General features: G+C 37.1%; 21 protein-coding genes and 2 tRNA genes. 19 read left to right on the top strand and 4 right to left on the bottom strand.

What is annotated here, in order from left to right:
• Window positions 1–454: 454 nt before the first annotated feature.
• The 3 genes from HMPREF3230_RS05900 to HMPREF3230_RS05890 are packed head-to-tail and all read left to right on the top strand — an operon-like array spanning window position 455 to window position 2,542.
• Entirely contained in the window at window positions 455–1,327 is an 873-nt protein-coding gene (locus HMPREF3230_RS05900; RefSeq protein ID WP_075523998.1) for a thymidylate synthase, read from the top strand.
• Window positions 1,328–1,375: 48 nt separating this feature from the next.
• Entirely contained in the window at window positions 1,376–1,984 is a 609-nt protein-coding gene (locus HMPREF3230_RS05895) for a dihydrofolate reductase (protein ID WP_075523997.1), read from the top strand.
• 12 nt (window positions 1,985–1,996) lie between these two features.
• The gene (locus tag HMPREF3230_RS05890; RefSeq protein ID WP_075523996.1) at window positions 1,997–2,542 is read left to right on the top strand and encodes a low molecular weight protein-tyrosine-phosphatase; all 546 of its coding nucleotides are present in this window, start codon (window positions 1,997–1,999) and stop codon (window positions 2,540–2,542) included.
• A gap of 178 nt (window positions 2,543–2,720) precedes the next feature.
• Here the strand turns inward: HMPREF3230_RS05890 and HMPREF3230_RS05885 are convergent.
• Window positions 2,721–2,794: transfer RNA gene (locus tag HMPREF3230_RS05885), tRNA-Pro, on the bottom strand.
• Window positions 2,795–2,907: 113 nt separating this feature from the next.
• Here HMPREF3230_RS05885 and lysS point away from each other — a divergent pair.
• Both lysS and HMPREF3230_RS05875 read left to right on the top strand, forming a co-directional pair.
• Window positions 2,908–4,581, top strand: coding sequence for a lysine--tRNA ligase (lysS, locus tag HMPREF3230_RS05880; protein ID WP_075523995.1), 1,674 nt, complete (start codon window positions 2,908–2,910; stop codon window positions 4,579–4,581).
• Window positions 4,582–4,634: 53 nt separating this feature from the next.
• Window positions 4,635–5,375, top strand: coding sequence for a phosphoglyceromutase (locus HMPREF3230_RS05875; RefSeq protein ID WP_075523994.1), 741 nt, complete (start codon window positions 4,635–4,637; stop codon window positions 5,373–5,375).
• Window positions 5,376–5,475: 100 nt separating this feature from the next.
• Here the strand turns inward: HMPREF3230_RS05875 and phoU are convergent, their stop codons facing one another.
• On the bottom strand, window positions 5,476–6,156 hold the full coding sequence (phoU, locus tag HMPREF3230_RS05870; protein WP_075523993.1) for a phosphate signaling complex protein PhoU: 681 nt from the start codon (window positions 6,154–6,156) through the stop codon (window positions 5,476–5,478).
• Window positions 6,157–6,358: 202 nt separating this feature from the next.
• On the opposite strand from phoU, the gene HMPREF3230_RS05865 reads away from it, so the two are divergent.
• The 3 genes from HMPREF3230_RS05865 to HMPREF3230_RS05855 all read left to right on the top strand — a co-directional run bounded on the left by HMPREF3230_RS05865 (window position 6,359) and on the right by HMPREF3230_RS05855 (window position 11,335).
• On the top strand, window positions 6,359–7,708 hold the full coding sequence (locus tag HMPREF3230_RS05865; protein ID WP_075523992.1) for a sensor histidine kinase: 1,350 nt from the start codon (window positions 6,359–6,361) through the stop codon (window positions 7,706–7,708).
• A 65-nt stretch (window positions 7,709–7,773) separates the two neighbouring features.
• Window positions 7,774–10,410, top strand: coding sequence for a S9 family peptidase (locus HMPREF3230_RS05860; RefSeq protein WP_075524003.1), 2,637 nt, complete (start codon window positions 7,774–7,776; stop codon window positions 10,408–10,410).
• A gap of 202 nt (window positions 10,411–10,612) precedes the next feature.
• On the top strand, window positions 10,613–11,335 hold the full coding sequence (locus HMPREF3230_RS05855; protein WP_075523991.1) for a Crp/Fnr family transcriptional regulator: 723 nt from the start codon (window positions 10,613–10,615) through the stop codon (window positions 11,333–11,335).
• A gap of 200 nt (window positions 11,336–11,535) precedes the next feature.
• Here HMPREF3230_RS05855 and HMPREF3230_RS05850 read toward each other — a convergent pair.
• Both HMPREF3230_RS05850 and HMPREF3230_RS05845 read right to left on the bottom strand, forming a co-directional pair.
• Window positions 11,536–11,609 (bottom strand) — tRNA-Val (locus HMPREF3230_RS05850).
• A gap of 90 nt (window positions 11,610–11,699) precedes the next feature.
• On the bottom strand, window positions 11,700–12,590 hold the full coding sequence (locus tag HMPREF3230_RS05845; protein ID WP_082266325.1) for a S16 family serine protease: 891 nt from the start codon (window positions 12,588–12,590) through the stop codon (window positions 11,700–11,702).
• Window positions 12,591–12,686: 96 nt separating this feature from the next.
• Here HMPREF3230_RS05845 and HMPREF3230_RS05840 point away from each other — a divergent pair, with 96 nt between their 5' ends.
• From HMPREF3230_RS05840 to HMPREF3230_RS05790, 11 genes are all read left to right on the top strand, one after another.
• On the top strand, window positions 12,687–14,003 hold the full coding sequence (locus tag HMPREF3230_RS05840) for a DivIVA domain-containing protein (RefSeq protein WP_075523990.1): 1,317 nt from the start codon (window positions 12,687–12,689) through the stop codon (window positions 14,001–14,003).
• Between the two features lie 53 nt (window positions 14,004–14,056).
• The gene (recO, locus tag HMPREF3230_RS05835) at window positions 14,057–14,782 is read left to right on the top strand and encodes a DNA repair protein RecO (protein WP_075523989.1); all 726 of its coding nucleotides are present in this window, start codon (window positions 14,057–14,059) and stop codon (window positions 14,780–14,782) included.
• A 228-nt stretch (window positions 14,783–15,010) separates the two neighbouring features.
• Window positions 15,011–16,339, top strand: coding sequence for a hypothetical protein (locus HMPREF3230_RS05830; protein ID WP_075523988.1), 1,329 nt, complete (start codon window positions 15,011–15,013; stop codon window positions 16,337–16,339).
• Window positions 16,340–16,478: 139 nt separating this feature from the next.
• Complete coding sequence (locus HMPREF3230_RS05825; RefSeq protein ID WP_075523987.1) at window positions 16,479–17,270, top strand: isoprenyl transferase; 792 nt, start codon at window positions 16,479–16,481, stop codon at window positions 17,268–17,270.
• Window positions 17,271–17,303: 33 nt separating this feature from the next.
• The gene (locus HMPREF3230_RS05820) at window positions 17,304–18,443 is read left to right on the top strand and encodes a prephenate dehydrogenase (protein WP_082266324.1); all 1,140 of its coding nucleotides are present in this window, start codon (window positions 17,304–17,306) and stop codon (window positions 18,441–18,443) included.
• 10 nt (window positions 18,444–18,453) lie between these two features.
• A complete protein-coding gene (locus tag HMPREF3230_RS05815; RefSeq protein WP_075523986.1) occupies window positions 18,454–18,759 on the top strand; it encodes a DUF6725 family protein in 306 nt (101 codons plus the stop codon).
• 65 nt (window positions 18,760–18,824) lie between these two features.
• On the top strand, window positions 18,825–20,111 hold the full coding sequence (locus tag HMPREF3230_RS05810) for a tyrosine recombinase XerC (protein ID WP_075523985.1): 1,287 nt from the start codon (window positions 18,825–18,827) through the stop codon (window positions 20,109–20,111).
• A gap of 179 nt (window positions 20,112–20,290) precedes the next feature.
• Window positions 20,291–21,166 carry an exodeoxyribonuclease III gene (locus tag HMPREF3230_RS05805; protein WP_075523984.1) on the top strand — a complete coding sequence of 292 codons (876 nt, stop codon included), beginning with the start codon at window positions 20,291–20,293 and terminating at the stop codon, window positions 21,164–21,166.
• Between the two features lie 204 nt (window positions 21,167–21,370).
• Window positions 21,371–22,306 carry a DUF3710 domain-containing protein gene (locus tag HMPREF3230_RS05800; protein ID WP_082266323.1) on the top strand — a complete coding sequence of 312 codons (936 nt, stop codon included), beginning with the start codon at window positions 21,371–21,373 and terminating at the stop codon, window positions 22,304–22,306.
• A 285-nt stretch (window positions 22,307–22,591) separates the two neighbouring features.
• Window positions 22,592–23,407, top strand: coding sequence for a DUF3159 domain-containing protein (locus HMPREF3230_RS05795; protein WP_075523983.1), 816 nt, complete (start codon window positions 22,592–22,594; stop codon window positions 23,405–23,407).
• A gap of 178 nt (window positions 23,408–23,585) precedes the next feature.
• Window positions 23,586–25,040 (top strand): class I SAM-dependent RNA methyltransferase, encoded by a 1,455-nt coding sequence (locus HMPREF3230_RS05790; RefSeq protein ID WP_075523982.1) that lies wholly within the window; start codon window positions 23,586–23,588, stop codon window positions 25,038–25,040.
• Window positions 25,041–25,049: the final 9 nt, after the last annotated feature.

The raw sequence follows: 25,049 nt of genomic DNA, 5'->3' as shown, positions 1-25,049 counted from the left end.
AGGGCGAAAAATCTTAAATCTCTGCCTAACTAATGGCAAAGCATACTTTGTAAATAATCCTATACAATTGTTGATAAAATTTACTGTTTTTTGACTGTGTTTGTGAGGTGTGGGAATTACTTACCTCACAGGAGCTTCAACTTTTTACGCATGTTTAAATGTTGTTGCTTGTAGTAGTAAAAGTTAGATTTTAGCTTACTTTAGTTTTATAAAGAGTTTGGATTAGGTGTAACTTCTTCAAATACCGTTTCGCTTTTTATTGTTCGTTAAGTAATTTCCACGCCTCACTAGTACACAATCTATACTTAACTTTCTTTGTAAATAATCCTATACAATTGTTTACAATAAAATTTTTATGTTTATTAGAAATATTTTAGTAAATTTGATAGTGTCTTATTAAAATTTTGACAATTTTATCTTCTAAAATTTATTAGCATTTTGTTAAAATGGCATTATGGCTTTAACAAAAGATGAACTTGCAGCAATTCGTGCGCGTGTACCGCAAAAACCAATATCAGATGTACCTACTCCATATGAAGATTTAGTGCGAAAAATCTTGATGGAAGGGACGTTAAAATCAGATCGTACTGGTACAGGTACAATTTCGCTTTTTGGACAGCAAATTCGTTTTGATATAAGTGAATATTTTCCGCTTATTACTACGAAAACAGTGTTTTTCAAAGGTCTTGCTTACGAATTACTTTGGTTTCTTAAAGGCTCAAGTAATGTGCGATGGCTTCAAGAAAATGGAGTTCATATTTGGGATGAGTGGGCTGATGAAAATGGTGATTTAGGCCCTGTTTACGGTGTGCAGTGGAGGAGTTGGCCAGCTGCGACTAAAGAAAATCCTAATCGCACGATTGATCAGATTGCTAATGTTTTAGATCTTATGAAAAATCATCCTGATTCTCGTAGAATGATTGTTAGCGCTTGGAATCCTGCTGAAGTTGAGAATATGGCGTTGCCTCCGTGCCACTCGCTTTTCCAATTTTATGTTGCAGATGGAAAGCTTTCATGTCAGTTGTATCAACGTTCTTGTGACATGTTCCTTGGCGTTCCTTTTAATATAGCTTCATATTCTCTTTTAACTATGATGATGGCTCAGCAAGCAGGTTTGAAGCCTGGAGAATTTGTGTGGACTGGCGGTGATTGTCATATTTACGATAATCATGTTGAACAGGTTTTAGAACAACTTTCTCGCGTTCCATATCAATATCCGCATCTTGAAATTCATAAGGCTTCTTCGATTTTTGACTACGAATACAGTGATTTTAAGGTTGTTGATTATAAGCATCATCCTACTATTAAAGCGCCAGTTGCTGTTTGATTATTATTTTGTTGATTTTTAGCGAATTTGAGTCGCCTAGGAGTTTTTATGCTAAATGGTATTCCAGTACGTTTAATTTGGGGACAAGCTCTAGATTTAGAAGGCAACATTGGTGCAATGGGAGTAAATGGTGGTATGCCTTGGAGACTTTCTCCGGATTTGCGCTATTTTAAGGAGATGACAATTGGTTGCCCTGTGATTATGGGTCGTGGAACATGGGATTCTATGCCAGAAAAATTCCGTCCTCTTCCGGGACGTGAAAATATTATTGTGTCTAGAAATCCTGATTTTATGCCTGATGGAGCAAAAAGTTTTACGAGTATAAATGACGCTATTTCTTATGCTTATCAATGGATTGAAGATAAGAATCATCCAAATTGCATTGATTTACCTAAAGACGGTGTAGCGATTTGGATTATTGGAGGAGGGTCAATATTTAAGGAGATAATTAACTCTAATATTGTTGATGCTGCTTATGTAACACAAATTGATTTTAGAGTGAATGCTGATACTTTTGCTCCAAATATTATGCATCTCGTAGATGAAGGTTTGTGGAAGGTTGATCGCGAAGGCGAGTGGATTACTTCTGAAATGAAAGTCGATGGAAAGAAAGTTTTCGCAAAATATAAATTTATGGTTTATAAACCAGTTAGATAATGGGGCAGAATTATGAATTGTGATAATAAAATTCACGTAGATGCTAAGAATCCTTATGTTGTTATGACTGTTTGTACAGGTAATATTTGTCGTTCTCCTATGGCGGAGATTGTTTTGCGAAACGAGTTTCAGCTAAGAGGTTTGGGTGATGTTGTAGCTGTTAAATCGAGTGGTGTTAGCGATGAAGAATATGGTAATCCTATTGACAATCGCGCTAAAAGAGAGTTAATTAAGCGTGGTTACAATTTGCCTAGAACTCATTTTGCTCACCGTATTGATGCAAGTGAGATCGCGGAAACAAACCTATTCTTGCCAATGACAGCTTCGCATATGCGCTCGTTGATTAGATTATTGCCAGTTGAAAAGCGTTCTCTTGTGCATATGTATCGTTCTTTTGATCCATATATTCAAAAGCCTGCCACCGGGCGTGAAATGCTTCTTGATTTAGCTGATCCGTGGTACGGAGGTCCTCTAGAGTTTGAAGTAGCTATGAATCAAGTTGAACAATGCGCTCCTTATATTGTCGATTGGGTGGAGAGCCAAATTACTCGTCAATAAGTTTCGTAGTTAAATCGCTAGTTTTAAGTGTTGATTTGTTTTAGTTTATTTACATAAAGCAGAGTTCATTTATTTGTTGTGTAAATGTGAGTTATTTGCACATCATTTGCACATTCGACCTATTTTTGAACCATAAGAACAAGCTAAAAACGTTGATATATCAACGTTTTGCCAAAAGTCGGGCTGGCGGGATTTGAACCCGCGGCCTCTTCGTCCCGAACGAAGCGCGCTACCAAACTGCGCTACAGCCCGATGTTGAAAAATCATATGAATGTTTCAACAACGTCCGTAATGTTACAGGTTGGCACATACAATTTATTTCTATATTTTCATGCTGTATTCCCTTTTGACTACACTTAACGATTATGATTGACACGAATACTGCAATGCCTGCCGCACAAAACGCTGCAGAAGACGAAGAAACAGATAACACAAATGAAATGGGCACCGTTGAGCGCGCTGAGATGCTGCTTGCACAAGATGAAGCAATTGCTAAGCGAGTTGATGAAGGTGCAACGCTTGATGAAGCAATAGACCCAAGTAACAAGGAATTTGGTCCACTTGCGCATCCTGAGCAAGTGCAAATGCGTGTTGCTAAGCGTGCGATGATGCTTAAGGAAGGTGTGCAGCCTTATCCAGTTCATCTTAATGTTACGGACACTATTGATGATGTTCGTAAGCAGTTTGATGGTAAGCTTCAAGCTGGCGAAGAAACTGATACCGAGGTTGGTATTGCAGGTCGTGTTCTTTTCTTGCGTAATGCAGGTGGATTGTGTTTCGTGAAACTTTCTGCTGGAGATGGAACTACGATTCAGGCTATGGTTTCTAAGAAGGAAATTGGCGATGAATCCATTAAAAGCTTCAAGCAGATAGTTGATTTAGGCGATCACTTGTATGTGCGTGGTCGTGTGATTTCTTCAAAAACAGGCGAGTTGTCAGTATTTGTAACCGAATGGGCGATTGCTGCTAAGGCTTTACAACCTCTTCCTGCTTTGCATAAGGAATTGAGTGATGATACTCGCACACGTAAGCCTTATATTGGCATGATTGCAGATGAGAAGATTCGCGATATGGTTCGCAAGCGTTCTCGCGCTGTTGCTTCTCTTCGCCGAACCTTCGACAGTCATGACTTCTTGGAAGTTGAAACTCCAATGTTGCAAACTGTTCATGGTGGCGCTGCAGCTCGACCATTTACTACTCATATGAACGCTTTTGATATTGATCTTTATTTGAGAATTGCTCCTGAGCTTTTCTTGAAGCGTTGCTTGGTTGGTGGCATTGAGCGAGTGTTCGAAATCAATCGTGATTTTAGAAATGAAGGTGTGGATGCAACTCACGCTCCAGAGTTTACAATGCTTGAGGCTTATCAAGCTTATGGAACATACGATACGATTGCAGATCTTACTAAAGAATTGATTCAAAAATCTGCAATTGACGCTTTCGGATCTACTAAAGTTACTTTGCTTAACGGCGAAGAATATGATTTCGGTGGCGAGTGGAAGCAAATTACAATGTATGGTTCGCTTAGCGAGGCTTTGGGTGAAGAGATTACTCCTGAAACTTCTGTTGAGCATTTAGGCACACTGGCAGATAAACTCGGCGTTGAGCGCGATGAAGTTGAGAATCACGGCAAGTTGGTTGAGCACTTGTGGGAGCATTTCTACGAGGATAAGCTTTATGAGCCAACATTTGTGCGCGACTTCCCAGTTGAAACAAGCCCGCTTGTTAAGGGTCATCGTACGAAGCCTGGAATGGTTGAGAAGTGGGATTTGTATGTTCGTGGATTCGAACTTGCAACCGGCTATTCAGAGCTTAATGATCCTGTTGTTCAGCGAGAACGTTTTGTTGCTCAAGCTAAGGATGCTTTGGCTGGAGATGTTGAAGCAATGGATATTGACGAGGACTTCATTGAAGCTCTTGGTGTTGGTATGCCTCCTGCAGGCGGAATGGGCATGGGTATTGATCGTTTGCTTATTGCGCTTACTGGTGCAACTATTCGCGAAACTATTACATTCCCACTTGTAAAGCCATTGCGCTAGTTGATGCAAAATTTAATGCAAGTAGTCGTACGAAACGAATAGACTAGGTAATTATGACATATAAATTAGTATTGCTCCGACATGGTCAGAGCGCATGGAATAAAACCAATCAGTTTACTGGTTGGGTTGATGTACCGCTGACTGAGCAAGGTGTTGAGGAAGCTAAGCATGGTGGCGAGCTTCTTAAAGAGAAGAATGTTCTTCCAGACATCGTGTTCACTTCTTTGCTTCGTAGAGCTATCAATACAGCAAATTATGCTCTTGATGCAGCAGATCGCCTTTGGATTCCAGTTCGCAGGAGCTGGCGTTTGAATGAGCGTCACTATGGTGCTTTGCAAGGTAAGAACAAGTCTGCAATTCGTCAAGAATATGGCGATGAGAAGTTTATGATTTGGCGTCGTTCTTACGCAACTCCACCTCCTGAGATTGATCCAAACGATCAATATTCTCAATCTAATGATCCTCGTTATGCAGGGGAGCCAGTCCCAGAAACTGAGGCTTTGGCAAATGTTGTAACTCGAGTGACACCTTATTGGGAGTCCGATATTATTCCAGAACTTAAGTCAGGCAAGACTGTAATGATTGCAGCTCATGGCAATAGCTTGCGCGCTATTGTTAAGATGCTTGATGGCTTTAGCGAGGAAGAGATTTCAAAGGTTAATATTCCTACAGCTATTCCTTTGCTTTACGAGTTGGATGAAAACTTTAAGCCAATTAAGCCTCGTGGTGAATACTTGGATCCAGAAGCTGCTGCTGCTGGCGCTGCTGCTGTTGCTGCTCAAGGTCAAAAGTAATAGTCTGTTATTATTTTAAAAAAGTAGGTCTGTAAAACAAGCTTTGCAGACCTACTTTTTTGTATTTTGCTTGTATTTTAGTTATTTAGTAATTAACTCTTTATTCAACAATCGTGTCTTTATCTGGCTCTGGCTTCTTAGACGGATCGAAACCTGAAACAATAAACACTACTTGCCTTGCTGCAGCTACGCAATGATCTCCAATACGCTCAATAAACCTGCTTAGTAAAACTAAATCAATAAGTTGTTTACGTGTTCCATGCCAAGAATCACTTTCAACAGTTGAGAAAATCTTCTCGTGCAACTTATCAAGTGTATCGTCACTATCTATTATTGCATTTGCAATTTCGACATCATGCTTTGAAAGCATATCTGTTAGTCGTCCAGAAAGCACGTGCAGAAAATCGATCATCGAAGTGACAGTATCTTTAGCTTCTTCAGGTATTGCTGAATCAGGCCAAGTTCGTCTTGTAATTTGTGCTATGTGGCTTGTTAGATCTCCCATGCGTTCGAATGTAGTTGCTAGTCGCATTGTTGCTACAACTTCTCGCAAATCTGTTGCAACTGGATTTTGTCTTGCAAGCAAAGTTAAGCATTGGTCAATTACTCTATCTTCTAGTGCATCAAGTTTTATATCTTGGTCTATGACTTCTTGTGCAAGATCTATATCTGCTTTAACTAACGCGTTTCCAGAATCGTTCATGGCTTTTGCTACAAGCTCAGCCATGCGTTCTAAGTCTTTAGCCACGGCTTTCATCTCTTCGTTGAAAATCACTCTCATGGTGTGTCCTTTCTTGTTCGCGTAATTGTTTGCAAGCGCTCTATCTAATTATAAGTGACGCTTACAACTAAGATTGTGATTTTTTAGAGTGAATTGTTAAAAGTTTCTAATTTGTCTTAGGATTTTATTAACTGAGATACAAGAATTACAATATATTTTATTTAGTGTTACTAAAACGTGAGAAATATGAGATTATAAAAATATGCCTCAAGATTCTTCAACTGTTGTGTTTATAGTATTTGGCGTTGTTGTTGTATGCGTCTTGTTAGCTTTGTTTATGCTTATATCGGATTGGTTTTTGCCACTCTCTAATTGCATTATTCAATTTTTTTCTAGATTTAAGTGTTTTATATTAAAATCTTTTAGATTTTCTAAAGCAAATCTAAATAATATTCCTTATGATTCTTCCTCGAACGCAGATGATATTAGCGAAGATGCTTCTAAAGTTTTGGCTATGCTCAATTCTCCAACTATTGTAATTGATTCTGAAAATGATGTGATTCGTGCAAGCTTTGAAGCTTATATGCTTGGAGTTGTTGCTGATGATGATTCGATTGTTCAGCCAAAAGTAATACGTGCAGTTAATAATGTTCGTTCTTCTGGAACATGTGAGCGTTTTAATTTAGTTACTTCTACTCCTGACAGATATATTGATGTTCAAGATGATGTTTTTAGCTTAGATCACGATTCTTATGAGTCTAGAGATAATTGTGAGAATTGTAAAACATCTGCTTTATCAACAGTAACTAGACCTAATTGGCTTAATGTTACGGTTGGAAGTATTGGAAATGGCTTGATTGTTGTAATTATTGAAGATACTAGTGCTGCTCATCGTTTTGCTCAAACTCGTGAAGATTTTATATCTAATGTTTCTGATCAGCTTATAAGTTCTACTCGCATGATTTCAAATTTGACTAAAGTTTTGCAATTTGAGCGTGTAAGTGATGTAAGCGAAGAGAAAATAAAAAATGTAGCTGCGCTCGCAAATAAATCGTCTAAGCGTCTTGAACATATGTTAGAAGATTTGTTGCTTTTAATCAGCGCTCAAGATCCTATAAATCCTAATGATTCAAGTATTTTATCTGTTAAAGATATTATTGATGAAGTTAAAAATCAGGTTGTTTCTTTAGCTAAAAATTGCTGTGTGAAAATTAGAGTCCAATCTGAGTCTTCTTTGAAAGTTTTAGGTTATGAAAATCAGATTTGTACTGCTATTCGTAAATTAGTTGAAAATGCTATTGTTTATTCTCATAAGAATGGCGTTGTTTCTATTAAAGCAGTCGTGTCAGGGAGTGGAAAATATGCTCTTATTAAAGTAGTAGATTGCGGTGTTGGAATTCCGCTATGCGATCAATCGCGTATTTTTGAACGTTTTTATCGTTCTAGTAATCAAAACGATAATAGTCAAGACGGTGTTGGTCTAGGGTTGGCAATTGCGAAGCATGTTGCATTAACACATAATGGTTGGATTACTTTGTGGAGTAAGCCTAATCAAGGTACAACTGTAAATTTTGTTTTGCCTATAGCTCCGATTGGTGCTGATTTATTGTAAAATACTCTTTTATAGGTCAAAATATTGAAAGTTTAAGTTGTTGGGGATTAAGAGTGGAAGAAAATATGGATATTTTTAATACTTGCGATTGTGACTCTAGTGCCAAATGTGATGAAAATAATTCTGTTAATCCTCCTGTGGCTGAAAAAATTCCAGAAAAACGTGAATATCATGGTGATATTTTTATAGATAATTATGCTTGGATGAAGGATTGTAATAATCCTATTGTTCGTAAATATATTGATGCTCAAAATAAGTACACTTCGTCTAAAGTCGCGCATTTAAGTGGATTGCGTAAAAAATTATTTCAAGAATTGAAGTCAAGAGTACAAGAAACAGATATGTCTGTACCAACTCGAATGAATGGATATTGGTATTATGTGCGAACTTGTGAAGGGAGTCAGTATGCAATTCAGTGCAGAATTCCAGTTATTAAAGATGATGATTGGGTTGCGCCTGTAATTGATGAAAAAGCAGAACCTGGAACTACAGATTATGAAGAAGTTATTTTTGATGCAAATTTAGAAGCCAATATTACTAATTCATCGTTCTTTAGACTAGGTGGGATGGATGTAAGTTTAGACGGTATGCGCATGCTCTATGGAATAGATGTTCATGGAGACGAGCGATATGACTACTATATTCGCGATCTTCACATTGAAGAATCTGCATCCTCAAAGCGTAGAACTGTCACTTATACTCAATTAGATGATTCTTGGAAAGGTATTTCTTCTGCATCTCTTTCTCCTGATGGAAAATGGGTGTGGTATGTGCGATTAGATGATGCATGGCGTCCATATCAAGTTTTCAGGCATAAAGTAGGAGAACCAACAAGTAGTGATGTAAAAGTTTATGAGGAATTAGACGAGCGATTTTGGGTAAATGCATCTATTAGTTTTGATGATAGGTATGTAGTAATTTGTAGTGATTCCAAGACTACTTCTAAAGTGCTTATAACTCCTTTAAGTTCTCCAGAAGACGATTTTCGCATGGTTGTTAATCCTATTGATGGAGTTGAGTACGATGTATCTTTTGCTTGTTTTGAGCATGGTGGTGAAGATGGTGAAGATATTCCTTTAGTTATTATTAACCATAATGCGCGTAATCCTAATTTTGAGATTGATGTTATTGATATGCGCAATCCTGTAAATAATTCTTACTCAAATAATTTTGACATTATTTGTAAGAATATGCCATACGATATTGGAGATGGAGTTTGTATTGCTTCCGGATCTCCTTACGGATGCGAAAAAGGTGATGAAGTCATTCATGATGCTTCTAATATGCCAATTAGCACTCCTTATTTTGCTGCTGAAAATCCAAGTATTATGCAAGGATGCGTAGGTTTAAGTATTGATGGATTATCTATGTATAAAAATTATGCATTGATAACTTATCGTGCAAATGGCTTGCCTCATTTGGCTGTTGTGTCTAAGGCTGAAGCTGTTAAAGATTTTCTTGACGCAAGACCGTGGAATTTTAGAGAAATTTGTGTAAATAATATTTTAGATTCTGCTGAGTGTTCTGACTTTGCTGAGTGTTCTTCATTTGACGCTGAATGCTTTGATTTCAATAAATCTTCAACTGAAAGTTATGCTAATTCTTCTGTTAAAGATTCTTCTGCTAAAGATTCTTCTAGTTTTCAAACAAGAGTAAAACTTCAAACAATCTCGCAAAAAGATGTAAATGCTAATAGGTTGTATTCTATTTACCCTGTTGGAAACCCATCTTACGAAGCTCCATGTTTACGTTATGCTTTTTCTAGTTATGCTACTTTAGGTCAATTGCGTGAATTAAATCCAATAACAGGTGAAGATAGACTTTTAAAAAAAGGTAAAATTCTTGGCGATTTTGATGAGAATCGCTATGCTGAACGCAGAGTTTGGATTATTGCTAGAGATGGTGAGCGTGTTCCTGTTTCGTTGGTGTGGAATCGCGATACTGTAGCTAATACAAACGCTATGTTTATAACTGCTTATGGTGCTTATGAAATAAGTTCAGATCCAGCGTTTTGTGTTTCTAGATTAAGTTTATTGGATCGCGGAGTCTTGTATGCGCAAGTACATGTGCGTGGCGGTGGAGAAATGGGTCGAGCTTGGTATGAACAAGGTAGACGACGTAATAAAAAGCATACTTTTGAAGATTTTATTGATGCAACTTATTCATTACAAGAACAAGGATATGCGTCTTGTGAACAAACTGTTGCCAATGGAGGTTCTGCTGGCGGTCTTCTTATGGGAGCTGTGGCAAATATGGCTCCTAATCTTTATTCTGGAATAGAAGCCGATGTGCCTTTTGTTGATTCTCTTACAACTATGTTGGATACTTCATTGCCTTTGACTGTAACTGAATGGGATGAATGGGGAGATCCTTTAGACAATGTTGAAGATTATAAATATATGAAATCTTATTCTCCTTACGAAAATATTCCTGAATTTTCAAGTAATTCTAAGAGTGAGAATTGTGGAAATACTTTGAATCATTTTCCAAAAATATTGATTACTACTTCTATGAACGATACTAGAGTTCTTGTTACAGAGCCAATTAAATGGTTAGCTCGTTTACAGGAATCTGGGATTGACGCTATAGCGTATATACAAACAGACGGCGGTCATGGAGGAACTTCTGGAAGATACAATAGTTGGAAAGAAGTATCTTATGAAAATGCTTGGTGTCTTGATGCTATGAAAGTAAGTTTATAAATATATAAATTATTCGTTTGAATAATAAAATGCATTATAATGTTATATCCATTATCCTGTATCATGTGTAGATGTTTTATGTCGAATCTGTCAATAAGTGATTGAAAAATGTATTAAAATAGATGGTGGTTATATATAATTGTTCATGGAGTTGTCAAAGTAGCCCAATGAAGATAGCTGCTTACGAATATTGGAGGTAAAAGTGGTATTAAAGAAGAGTAATTTTAATATCGCAACGGAAGATTTGCCTCTTTCTCACACTACTTTGTTTAAGCATGTTCCTTTAGATGAAGCTCGTGAGCTATTTGAGAGTTTAAGGCAATCTGTGTTTTCTAAAGGTGATGTGATTTTTAATGAGGGAGATAAAGATCACAGAATGTATCTTCTCGAGCGTGGTCGCGTTAAGCTTGTAAGACATTCTCGTGATAATCGTATTCAACTTTTAAGTATTCACACGCATGGTGAAATTCTTGGTGAAATCCCAGTTTTTGATCCTGCAGGTGGTCCGCGTACTGCATCTGCAATTGCGCTAACAGATAATACGTCTGTGTTGTGGGTGGATCACGATGTGCTTTTTGCTTGGATTGGTAAGCATCCTACGGTTGCTGTGAGCATGTTGCAAGTTTTAGCTGCACGACTTCGTGCAAATAATGAACATATTTCCGACTTAGTGTTTATGGATGTTCCAGCGCGTTTAGCTAAGACTATATTGAATTTAGCTTCTAGATTTGGCGAGCCTATTCGTGAAGGGCTATTAGTTCAGCATGATTTAACACAAGAGGAATTAGCTCAATTAGTTGGATCTTCTCGTGAAACAGTTAATAAAGCTTTGATGGATTTTTCTAACCGAGGATGGATTAAACGCCGTGGAAGGTCAATTATTATTTTCGAACCCGGAATGTTGATTCGTAGAGCAGAACGTTAAATAGTTTGAATAGTTTGAATAGCTTGAATAGTTAAATAGTTTGAATAGTTCAAATAGCTTGAATAAATGTTAAGAATAAGAATTATAAAAATAGATAATAATTCCTAAAAATAGTTGCGAAAATAGTTTAAATAAAAAATTTCAGAATAAATGATTTCAAAATAAAAAATTTTGTGACCAATAATCAATAGCGGAAATTGTGGGCGATGAGGGACTCGAACCCCCGACATCCACCGTGTAAAGGTGGCGCTCTAGCCAGCTGAGCTAATCGCCCGCTTGAAACAAGATACATTATGGTATGTACTAGAGTCAAGTTGTGTCGTAATATTTTTTACTTTTGCTTATTTTTCACTTTTATTACATTTTATTTTCTTAATCTACAAGCCGGAAGATTGTTCACGTCTTTTCCAGATCTAATAACTTCTAAAGCTTTCAATGCTTCGTCAATCGTTGCGACTTTTACAACTCTCATTCCATTTGGTATGTGTCCGACTACTTCGTCACAATTAGATTCTGGCGCTAAAAACCAAGTCGCTCCGTCACGTTTTGCTCCTATCATTTTTAGGCGTATTCCGCCTATTTCTCCAACGTTTCCTTTCTCGTCAATAGTGCCTGTTCCTGCAATTACTTTTCCGCCTGTTATATCGTATTTAGATAGCTTATTTAGTATTCCGAGAGTGTATATCATTCCTGCAGAAGGTCCGCCTATATCTTCTACATGTAGAGATATTTTTTTGCCTTCAGCAGATAATCCAAGTTCTTTAGCTTTATTTTTTGCAGCTTTTATTGCACTATCTTGAGATGAATTCATCTCATTTTCTGATTCTTCTTCGTATTGATTTGCTGTTTGACCAATAGGAACTATCAATTCGCGTGGAAGAACATCGCGATTTGTGTTAAGCCAAGATGTAATAGCATTTAATGTTGATGTTTCATATCCTGGTACGCCTGAAATTCCAACTGTAAGTAATAGTAATTTTCCAGATTTTTTTGGTGCATCTGTTTTTATATTTATAACTTCTAATCCATCGATTTTACCCATTACGTCTTGTGTCGGCCCTGGTTCTTCAATTACGTAAGCGCTCGGAAGAATCAGTGCAAAGATTGCAAGTATTACAGCTGCTATTCCAATAAAATACCTAATCGAGTGGTATGAAAAGTAACAATAAACTGATTTCGAGCATGATTTAATAATCGTCACGAATTTTTCAAAATTGTCTTTTATAATGTGCGTAATACAAGGAAATTTAAGCATGCTAATAATAATACTCGAGCATGTGTTGTGGCGCGAGTCGAAACAGTCGCGTAAAGTATAGCAAATAGGATTATTCGCTCAGGAGGTCAATCGTCGATGGCTCAGAACACCAATACTTCTCGTAATACTTCCAGTATGGAACGAGTTGGAAAGCGTAAGTTCGGTTATAATGTATCGCAAGTAAATGAATTTCTTGAGCGTGCTCACAAATCGTATGTGAGCAACGATATGGAATTGACTCAGAAAGATATTCAAGAAGTATCTTTTGATTTGGAACGCAATGGATATGTTATTTCTCAAGTTGATGCTGCGCTATCTCGCTTAGAAAATGCTGTAGTAGATAAAATCACTGAGTATGATATTTCGCATCGCGGTCGAGTTGTTTGGAAAGCAGAACTTGAAGATATTTATCGCACTTTATTAAAGCATGCTAAGCGCGCTGAGCGTCAACGTTTTGCTCCAGGCGAAGATAAGCGTCCTTCATATGATCGTACTCAAGTAGATGAGTTGGTTAATCAGATTCTAGATAAAATAGCTGTTTCTTTAGGTCGTGCTCCTTCATGGGATACTGAAGAAGATATTCTTGATGAAATTGAGTCTGAATTTGTGTCTGATATTGTTTTTACACAGCGTAAAGGTAAGCACGGATATGATGAGCGTCAAGTTGATTATTATTTGAATGCTTGTGTTCGTGTATTAAGTAAGCTTGAGTCTTATGACCGTATTTCTAATGATTTAGATGTAAACGCTGCTGATTCTTATGAGGGTTCTAATTCAGAAGAGAAATCTGATTCTGAGTTTGGTTTGTCTTCCTTAGTAAAAAATAGTGAGGATAATTCAGCTGAATCTAGTGAAAAAAATGTATCTAGTTTGCCATCATTTGCTCCTACTTCCTCTAGTGCTAATGCTGAAGGAACTGTTGAAGCTGCACTAAGCGCATCTAATCTTTTTGGTGATTCTAATGCTGAGTTAGATAAAGAAAATCCTGTAGTATCTTCTTCATTAAGTGATTTGGCTAATGGAGCTGTTCCTGAAAAGCAAAGTATTTTTGCTCCAGTTGAACATGATTCAGATGATGATAATTCTGATACAGATGACGATATGATCCAAAGCGCAACTGTATTGTCTAATGTTAATAAGTCATCTGCTCCACTTCCTCCAGCTTTTCCTCCTGCTCCTAAGAAAAGCAGTTCTGAGCCTTTAGTTTCTGAGCCTTTAGTTTCTGATTCCTCAAATTCGGATTTGAATTCTAATAGTGAGGATCATTCTTCGCTTAATTTTGAGCAAAGTCGAAGCCTTAATTTAGATATACCTGACTTATCTTTCCCAATAATGAATAAGTTAGGCTCTTTCGACAGCTCTTCGGATAGTGATACTTCGGATAGCGATACTTCAGATAGCGAGAATAATTAGATTCGATCCTAAATTATATACGGCAATTTAGGAAGTGTTTTTAGTAAGAAAATATGCCTGTATATAGTGATGAAGCGGTAGTGCTTAGAACTTTTCCACTTGGTGAAGCAGATCGTATAGTTATTATGCTTACTCGTAACCATGGGAAAGTTAAGGCTGTTGCAAAAGGTGTGCGGAAATTAAAGTCGCGTTTTGGCGGAAGACTAGAACCGTTTATGCGCGTTAGCACGTTGATTGCTAAAGGCAAATCTCTTGATGTTATTTCGCAAGCTGTTTCGCTGTATGCTTATGCAGCATCTATATGCGCAGACTATGATTTGTATAAATATGCAAATCTAATGGTTGAAGTTGTAGACGATATTGTTGGTGATTCATATCAAGATTCTTCTTCACAATACGCATTGCTTATTGCTGCTTTATCTGCACTTTCTCGTAATGCACATTCTCCTGAAACAATAGGAATGTCGTATGTTATGCGTGCATTATGTATTGCAGGCTGGTTGCCACGTATTGATTCTTGTGCTGTGTGCGGAACGAATGAAAATCTTTGCTATTTTAGTCCATCTTCTGGTGGTATTACCTGTGCTTCTGATTGTTCTAGTGAATCTTTACGTTGTAATGATGAAGTTCGCCAGAAAATTCGTGCATTGATACAAGGAGATTGGAATAATCTTGATGGAAGTGCTTTAGATGATGTTGTTGTTGCTTGTGTGAAATCTTGGTGTGAATATTATTTAGAACGTCCGATTCGTTCTATGAATTTTTCGGATAGTTTTTAGTTTAAGAAGTAAGTAATAAGTAGTATTTTTACGTTTTAATTCTTTCTTTATGTTCTGATTTTTTAAGTCAGTTTTAAGTAAATTTATGTTTTACTAATGTATACTTGTTTAATAGTTTTGCGTAATAATTTGCATATTTATGTAATAATTTGCGCTAGCTGATTGATTTATGAGCAGAAAGTGATGACAATATTTTATAACTGTGATCATTGAGTTTGGAGGTTTTAAATGAGCGATGTCAATAATAGTATTGATGATTTTAGTAGCAAAAATCAAGTGAATAATACTCCTGAAAATAGTAATTATTCTAATGAAGATAGCAATAATAGTTTCAAACAACAACAAGATCCTAGTGCTTATGAATCATCTATGAATTCAGATGCTAGTATTTCGTTCGATCCTAAATCTTCTTCGCCTGCTTCAGATTCTTCAAATCTTCACGGTCAATCTTCACAGTATCCTCAGGCTCAGCCTCAGCAATCTCAGTATCCTCAAGCGCAGTCTCAGCAATCTCAGTATTCTCAGATGCAATTCAATCAGCAGAATGCGCAATTTAACCAGCCTTCTCAGCCTTATGCACCTCAAAATTATAACCAGTCTTCTCAAGCTTATAATCAATTTAATCAGCCGCAGTTTGCTCAAGCGCAAGCTCAGTTTGCTCAGCCGCAACAGCAGTATCCACAAGCTCAATATAATCAAGCTCAGTATCCACAGGCTCAGTATCCACAGTCGCAGTTTGCTCAGGCTCAGTATCCACAATCTCAGTATTCTCAGATGCAATTTAATGGTCAGTCTGGTTATCAGAAGCCTGATTATTCGCATTCTATGACTTATAACCAAAACAAATCTCAATATGGATATAGGCAAAATGCTGAAACTGAACGCTTAGAAACATACTATAGTTCTACATGGAATAAAAGAGAAAAAATATTATTAGCTATTATTTGCGTAGTTTCTATTTTCCTTACCTATTTTTCTAATAGAGTTTTATATGTTTGGTTTAATATTTATACTATTCATTATTATCGCATTCTGCCGCAGTTATTTATGGTTGACTTTTTGTGGTTTTCTTATTCATTGTTACCGTTTACTCTAATATTAGCATTTGCAATAGTGCTTCGTAAAAAGTATTCAGTTATCTTACCTTCTATTTGTTCTATAGGAACTAGTTTTTTGGTTGAAACATTTTTCAGATTTATAGTTGAAAAAGATTATAATTTTGAATATTATTTGAAATTCATTGTTTATGCCATACTGCCAATAGTTATTTTTGCTATTGTTTTAGAAGTTTTGCAATGTAAGTTTATGATTCGTAAAAGATCGAATATTGTAAGTTCTATAATTGTAACATTTGCATCTTCATTTATTTATGTATTTGTTTATTTCACTTCTTTAACTATATTATTCAATTCTAGATATGAAGTTTCTGATTACATGTATGGAATGATAAGCTCAGTTATATTATTGGTTGTTATTCCAGTGCTTGTAGCTTTAATTATGAAACTACTTGGTCTTCCAAAGTTTCTTAATCCTCAAAGAGAGGAAATGAATCTGTAGTATAAGTAATTTTTCTTGAAAATAGTATTGGTAATTTATTTCGCTCATTTAATGGTGTTTATAATTTATTTTGATTATTATGAATTATTGTTTTAGATGAGTGTTGTGTTCGTTTAATGGAGTTGTTAGATTCATAATTATGCTTAGCGAAAATGTTGATTATACATCTTTAGATATTCCTGCTGCTCCTTTTAGCGACCCTTCGCGCATACCTGATTTTTCTAAAAATGCAGTTCCTCGTCACATTGGCGTAATTATGGATGGGAATGGTAGATGGGCGCAAGAGCGGGGCATGATTCGCACAGAAGGTCATCGAGCTGCTGAGCCAGTTGTATTCGATATCATTGCTGGAGCTATAGAAGCTGGAGTTAGATACTTGAGTTTGTATACGTTTTCAACTGAAAACTGGAAGCGCTCTCCGCAAGAAGTACATTTTTTGATGGGATTTTCTAGGGATATTATTCGTAGACGCGTAAAACAGATGAACGATTGGGGAGTAAGAGTCAGGTGGTCTGGTAGACGTCCTCGATTATGGAAGTCTGTAATTGATGAATTAGAGCGTGCACAAGAATATACGAAGAATAATTCTACTATTGATGTAATTTTTTGCATTAACTACGGCGGTCGTGCAGAAATTGCTGATGCTTGCGCATCTATTCTTAAAGAGGTTCGAGAAGGTAAAATCAAAGGTGATCGTGTCACGGAGAAAATGATTTCAGATCATTTATATAATCCTGATGTTCCTGATTGTGATTTAGTTATTCGTACATCTGGTGAACAGCGCACGAGTAATTTTTTGCCGTGGGAAGCATCTTATGCTGAACTTGATTTTGTTCCTGAATTATTCCCAGACTACACTAGAGAAGCTTTGTGGCGTTCTATAGAGCGTTATGAGCATCGAAATCGTCGTTTTGGTGGAGTTAAAAAGTAGTAAATAAACATTATTAAACATTATAGAGTGAATATGTTAAACACTAATAGTGAAACATTCAGCGTAGGAATTTTGGGATTAGGTCTTATAGGTGGATCTTTAGCAAAACGATTAGCTAAAGAAAACTGTACTGTGTATGCATATAATCGACATTCTCAAATGTATAATCAAGCGAAAGAATTAGGAATTATATGTGTGGATAGTGTTAAAGAACTTGTACTGAAGAAGCCTAATGTATTATTCCTTTGCAATTCTTTATCTTCTATGCCAATTGTTCTTTCGCAATTAGAACATAATATAGATAAATCTATTACTACACTTAGTGATGTTGGTAGTGTAAAAAGTTTAGTTAGACAGCAAGTAAAAGAAGCTAATCTTGCAAATTGTTATGTTGGTGCACATCCAATGGCTGGAAGTGAGTTTAGTGGTTGGGAAGCATCTTGCAACGAACTTTTAGATAGTGCATTATGGGCATTGACTGTAGACTCTTGTACGCAATTATGGCGTGTAGCAAATGTTTTACATGTTATTACTAACGTATGTAAAAATAGAGCAATAGTAATTAACGATAGTGTTCACGACAAATCAGCTGCTTTAATATCTCACATGCCTCATGTTGTTGCTACTGCGCTAGCAAACGTATTATGCAATAATCCCAATCGCAATATTGCAATACAGCTCGCTGCTGGATCTTGGAGAGATATGACGCGTGTATCTTTAACTGATCCACAGCGCACTCGTGCTATGGTTAGCGAAGATAGAGATAATGTGTCAATACTTTTGCGCTCGCTTATTGCGCAGTTAGATAAAGCTGCAAGTATGTTAGAAGATTCTGCACAAAATTCGGATGATGCTGAGCGAGAATTTTTTGATGAAGCTAAAGCTTGGCGTGAATATAAGTATGCTATGCGTTTAAGTAAAAGTAAAAATATTTCAAAAAAGCATTTAGAGCACGGTTGTGAGTGTGATTCTTGTGAGTGTGATTCGTCATCTTCTTGGCGCGAGAATCTTTTGAATTCTGCTAAAAAAGGTGAAGAAATTATTGGAATTTCAAATAATAAAGACTTTTTTGATGGAAAGTTTTATGCTGCTAACAAGCTTTCTGTTGATAGTAAATATTCATATGAATTTCTTGTAAGAAAAAACGCAAATATGTTGAAATTTATGCGTTAAGTGGTGATCTATGCAATCGCAAAATAAATCTTGTTCTATAGATAGTTTTAATCTTCCGGATGTAATTCCTATGGGCGCTCGAATTGTTGTTAGAACTTGCAAAATCAGAAATATTCCAGGTGAATCTGAGTGTAAGCATCGTGAATATTATGACGTTATTGGTCATGTGATTGATTGGAATGGTGTAACTCTTCATATAATGCGAGATCCTGCTGCTAATGGTTCTCGTCCTGCTCAAGAAATGTATATAGACTCATCGGAAATAGTTCGGTGGAAACCTATTTTAGAAAGACGATTTCAAAAACCCTTAAAATAAGATATTCTTTCAATTAAAGTGCTGAGTTAAATATTAAAAATTAGATTTAATCAATGGTGAAAGCTATGAAGAATATGCGATTTTGTAAGCTTCTTGAAGATTATTGTTCGTATATTACAAACAATAAAGGTTTAAGTAAGCATACTGTTAAAGCGTATGGTTCAGATGTTGAGCGATTTCTTAAATGGTGTGAAGATTGCGGTGAAGAAGAACTAAATAGACTTTCAACTAACGATATTAGATTATGGATGGCTTATGAGTCTTCACAGGTTGTTCGTTCTAGTTTAGCGAGGAAAGTAGTAGCTATTCGCGGATTTTTAGATTGGTGTGTGCATTCAAATAACATAAAATCTAATCCTGCACAAATTATTTGTACTCCTAAAATAGCAAATGTTCTTCCAAATGTATTAGATGAATCCCTTGCAAAAAGACTTATGGACTATGCGGATTCGCAAAGTGATTCTGTTTCTTTCAAGTCTTTTTCTGTGAATGAAAGTTTATGTAATAATTCAAATTTAAGTGAGCAGAATAAATCTTCTGATATTTCTTATAATTCTGATAATTCTAATAATTTTGATAATTCGGATAGTTCTGTTAATGAATCTTCAAGTGGTTCTGACGGGTCTGATAGTGAGTATTCTGATATCTATGACGGCTCTGATAGTTCTGTTAATGAATCTTCTGGTAACTCTGATAGTGAATCTTCTAGTAACTTTGTTAAACCAGCTAATAAATCTTCTCATGATAGGGCATTGCGTTTGCGTGATACTGCAATGTTAGAGCTTCTATATGCTACAGGTATGCGTGTTGGGGAACTTGTACTTTTAAGCTTGAATGATGTTAATTTTGAAAATAATACAGTTAAGGTTACAGGTAAAGGCAATAAGCAGAGAGTAATACCATTTGGTATACCAGCTGCGCGTGCTTTGCAAGAATGGCTTTCTACTTATGGGCGAGGAGAGCTTGTAAAAGTAGATTGTTTTGATAATTTTTCAAATAAAGGTTACGGTGATGTTATAGAGCTTAATAAGAAAAATCGTAATCATGAATCGAGTCGTGAAATAAATGATACTGCTGAAAAAGCTTTATTTGTTGGAGCTCGTGGAAAGAGGATAGATCAAAGGGTAGTTAGAGAAGTAGTTCATAGAATGGCTGCTCTAGCTCATGTTCCAGATATTTCTCCTCACTCTTTGCGACATAGTGCTGCAACTCATATGCTTAATGGTGGAGCTGATTTGCGTGAAGTGCAAGAATTATTAGGTCATTCTTCGCTTACAACTACTCAAAGATATACTCATGTTTCAATTGAAGCTCTAAAAAAACGTTATTCTCAAGCATTTCCTAGAGCGTAGCTTATAAGTAATTCTTATTAGTTATATTTTTGTGTTGTTGTGTTTGTTTTCTTGGTGTTTTTCTTTATGTTGTTATTTTTTATGCTGTTGTCTTTCTTGTTGTTTTTCTGTTTATTAGTGTTTTCGTATTTTTTGTGTTTAGACTAGACTCTTATATATACGTAAAACAAAGGTTTAATATGATTGCAATTACAACTTCAAACTTAAATGGTATTCGTGCAGCTTCTAAAAAGGGTATGCTTGATTGGTCTGATTCGCACACTTCTGATGTGTGGTGTATGCAAGAAGTGCGTGCTCCTCAAGATGCAATCGATGCAATTATGTCGAAAATTAAAATTGGATATATCGAATCTGAAAATAATGAGATTAAAGAAAATTCTCATGAAAACGACAATTTTACGTATATCAACGAAGTTTGCAAAGTAAAAGGTCGTGCTGGCGTAGCGCTAGTTACATCACTTCCTGTAGTTGGAAAGCGCTATGGATTGCCTGGTTTAAGTGAGGATGTGGATTCTGGACGTTGGATTGAAACAGATGTGCTCACTCCGCAAGGTTATGAGATTACTGTTGTAAGTGTTTACGTTCATGCTGGCAATGTTGATGACGTTGAAAAAATGCATCAAAAATTCCGATTTTTAGACACAATGCTCACTCGTTTAGGTGAACTTCGTGATATCGCTGCAAGCGGTGGGAATCAGGCGATTTTATGCGGTGATTTTAATATTGCGCACACTGTTTTAGATATAAAAAATGCTAAAGCTAATGAAAAAAATGCTGGATTCTTGCCTGAAGAGCGTGCTTATATTGACCGTTGGATTAACGAGTATGAGTTTGTTGATGTTATGCGAATGCTTGCAGGAGATATTCAAGGTCCATACACATGGTGGAGTCAGCGCGGTAAGGCGTTTGATAATAACGTTGGATGGAGGTTAGATTATCAATTTGCTACTCCAGAGCTTGCTGAAACAGCTTGCGGATTTGTTATCGATCGAGCACAAAGTTACGATACTAGATGGTCGGATCATGCTCCTTTAACGATCCGATATAATTTGTGATAGTAGTTTCATTGTTTCGTTGTGCGTTTGTATTGTTGTGACTTTTTTAAATTTAGTATTGTTTTGCTTTTAATTTAGAAAATAGTTTCAATACACGCATAAATATGGTGCTTTGCTTGTGGTAGTCTTAGTGAGTCGAGCAATCTTAAATAATTTATATAATGCTGATTGTTTTTAAGTTGTAATTATAAGAAACGAGGAATGATGGGCTGGTTTGGTTTTAAGCGCGGATCTCATGCTGCTAATGCAAAGTCCACTAAGGAAGTGGAAGAATCGCGTGAAAAACAACAAGATTTAGATAATAAAGAAGATAACAATTATATCAGCGCTTCAAAAACGTCTGATAATTATGATGATTCTGCTGATTCTGCTAATTCTTCTGATTATGATGGTGAAATACAGCATGGTCCTTGGGATGTCAATGATGATAATGTTCCAGACTATAGTGATTATTTGGATTTGGGTTCTTTTTATCTACCGTTCCTTCAAGGAATTTCGTTGCGTTTGAAGAAGCATCGTGAAACAAATCATATAATGGGAGTTATTGCTACATATGGTTCATCAAGCGTGTCAATCGAGGCATTTGCAGCACCTAAGTCTAGTGGGATTTGGGATGATATTCGTAAAGAGCTTATTGAGAGTAATGACAAAATAACTGAAATAGATGGAGCTTTTGGTAAAGAATTGCTTCTTCCAGTAAGCGTTGAAGGTAAAACTGTACAAACTAGATTTGTTGGTGTAGATGGTTCGCGTTGGATGCTTCGTGGCATATTCTCTGGGCAGGCTGCTGAACAATCTATGAAAAATAGTGATGAAACTTTAGCACTTAATGGCTGGTTCTCAAATATTGTTGTGAATCGAGGAGATGAACCTATGGCTCCTCGTGATTTAATTCCTATGCATGAACCAATAACTGCTAAGCAGCGCGCTGAAGCGTTGAGAGATGCACTAGGGCTTTCTGAAGCTACTGTTGAAGTGGAAGATGCTACTGGTGAAAGCTCTGGTGAGAACTCTGGTGAAAGCGGTGATAGTTCTCAAGATTCTATTCTAAAGCGTGATGATAGGCCTTTAGGTAAAGATCAGCAAGTTGAAGTTAAGACTACTCTTACTCGTGGCCCTATGTTCTCAGAAATTAGATAGAAGTAATCTAGATTTCTATAAGTTAGATATCGATAAGCTTTCGGTTTCAAGCTAGATATTTGCGATTGAAGTAATCGTAAGTAGTCGTGGATACTTGTAAGTAGTAAGTAATCGTAAGTGTAGTAAGTAGTTGCGAGTAGTTGTAAGTAGTAAGTTTCGTAATAATCATATTAGGCTTAGTTTTAAGTCTAGTGAATGCGTTTAGCTGTAAGTCTAGTTAGAAGTACTTGTGAATAAGTCTAGTTAATATGACTTGTATAAGTTCGATAGTAAAAGGATACGCTGTTGGAGAATAATGGTTTAAGCCATAATACATCAAATAAGAAACGCTCAGGGTTGGCATCTTTGGCTTCTATTGGATCTAAAGGAAACAATTTTTCTGTAGTTGATTCAATTGGTGGAGTTCGAGGAATAGTTGAATCCATGCTACCTGGCTTATTGTTCGTTATTTGCTATGTTGTAACACGAAACGTGCAGACAACTGTTATTGCATCCGCTGTTCTTGCTGTTTTGCAAGTTGTGATTCGTCTTATTCAGAAGCAGTCGCTTATGGGAGTAATTAGCGGACTTGTTTCCATTACAATATGCCTTATTTGGGTTTGGACAAGTCATAAAGCTGGCGACTATTACGTGTTGGGATTTATTACCAATGCTGTTTACGGTGTTTTTCTTGCTATATCGCTAATTGTTCGAGTGCCTGCTTTAGGGCTTGTGATTGAGTCGATTCGTAAAATGCCTACTGAAAATTTTGGCGCTTGGCTTCATGAGTGGCTTGACTATAAGCCGCTTAAGCGAGCTTACATGTATGTTACTGGATTGTGGATTTGCGTTTTTGTGCTGAGGCTCGTTTTGCAAGTGCCATTATATTTGATGAATCACTTTGTGTGGCTTGGAACTGTTCGATTGATTATGGGATTGCCGTTCTGGGCGCTCGCGATTTGGGTTTCCTACTTGATTATTGCAACTCCGTTTATGAGATTGCATCATAAAAATCGTGAAGATAAAGATAAAGATAAAGATAATAAGGATGAAACTAATCTTCCATTACCTCATAAGAGTGAAGATAACAAGAGTGAAGTAAATCAGAGTGAAAATAAATAAGGGCTAAGATAATCAGTGCGAAGAAAATCATCGTGGGAAAATTATAGCGGAGAAAATCAGAGCGGAGAAAATCATCGTGAAACTAATCATCGTGGAGAAAATCAAAGCTCGAGCACTGTAGCTGTAAATTAGAGTGATGAAAATCAGTTCGTCCAAACGTAAAATTAAGGGGTAGTCTATGCAAGTTACGATGCGTATTGAGCGTTATGCAGATCAAGGAAGATGTGTAGGTCATCTTGATGGACGCGTTGTGTTTGTGCGATTTGCGCTCCCTGGAGAGCTGGTCGTTGTACGCATGGATGAGCCGATGCGTGCAAAAGCTCACTTTTTCACTGGTGAAGTTGTGGAAGTTTTAGAGCCTAGCGCGGATCGTGTGGAGCCGAAATGGAAACTCGCGGGTCCCTTGGCTCAGGGCGGCGGAGTTGGAGGCGCTGATTTAATTCACGTTTCTTTGCCTGGACAGATTCGTTGGAAATCTTCCGTGATTGCCAATCAATTCCAGCGTTTAGCGCATATGGATGTTTTGGATAACGATGTTAGAGTTGAGCGAATGCCAGGCGATGAGGAGCTTAACGGATTTAATTGGCGTACGCGCATGGAGTTGGTTGCTGATAATGAAGGGCGATTGTCTATGCGAAAGCGCGAGTCACATGATCGCATTGCGATTGATACTATGCCACTTGCATCGCGTGCTGTTTTAGCTGTTGCGGATTCTTTGGATTTGTGGAATCGTAAATTTGAGCCGAATTCGCAAATTCGCCTTGCTGTTCCAGAGCCTAGGGTTGAGGGTCTGGATTTTGGTGTTGATTCTAGTGATAATCCTAGTGATAAGGCTGCGCTTCTTAGTGCGATTGGCGAAAATTATGCGCTTATAGTAAACGATGAGATTGTTGCAGGTTCTGCTTTGTTGCGCGAGCGTGTGCGTGTTGCTGTTGATGGTGATTCATCACATATGCATACTTTTGATTACGATGTTGATGCGCGCGGTTTTTGGCAGATTCATCGCGAAGCTCCAGAGCATTTAGTGAACTATGTTTTGGGATTAGTTCGTTCTGCGCTTGGTGGGCGCACTAAGAATACTGTTTTGTGGGATTTGTATTCTGGTTCGGGTTTGTTTACGATTCCGCTTGCGACTTTGGCTAATGTGGGCGGAGATTCTGCTGGTGCTGTTGGTGTTGGTGTTAGTGGTGCTGCGGGTGCTAGTGGGGCTGCTGAACCAGCTCACGTGCTTAGTATTGAGGGTGCTCCGATTGCTGTAAAGAATGCAAGGAGAAATATTGGACGTGCTGGTCTTAGTAGAGATGTTGTTGAAGCGCTTGAAGGTGATGTTGCTCAAACTCTTGAGTCACATGTGTTTAAGGCGAGTAAGTCATCTAAGATTGTTCGCCGATTTGCGCATCCAGATGTTGTTGTGCTAGATCCTCCTCGCGCTGGTGCTAAAGCTCAAGTTTGTAAGCAGATTGCGAAGTCTGGAGTAAGAAGCGTTGTGTATGTTGCTTGCGATCCGACTAGTCTTGCTCGTGATGTCGGCACTTTTAAAGAACTTGGTTACAGAGTTCAGTCCTTGCGCGCGTTTGATTTGTATCCAAATACTCATCACGTTGAGACTGTCGTATTGATGTCAAGGGCTTAATAGGTGGGT

It is taken from the genome of Gardnerella vaginalis (assembly GCF_001563665.1).
Taxonomy (GTDB): Bacteria; Actinomycetota; Actinomycetes; order Actinomycetales; family Bifidobacteriaceae; genus Bifidobacterium; species Bifidobacterium vaginale_A.
Note: the sequence above shows the minus strand (reverse complement) of the source record. Positions and strands in the feature narration are given on the sequence as shown.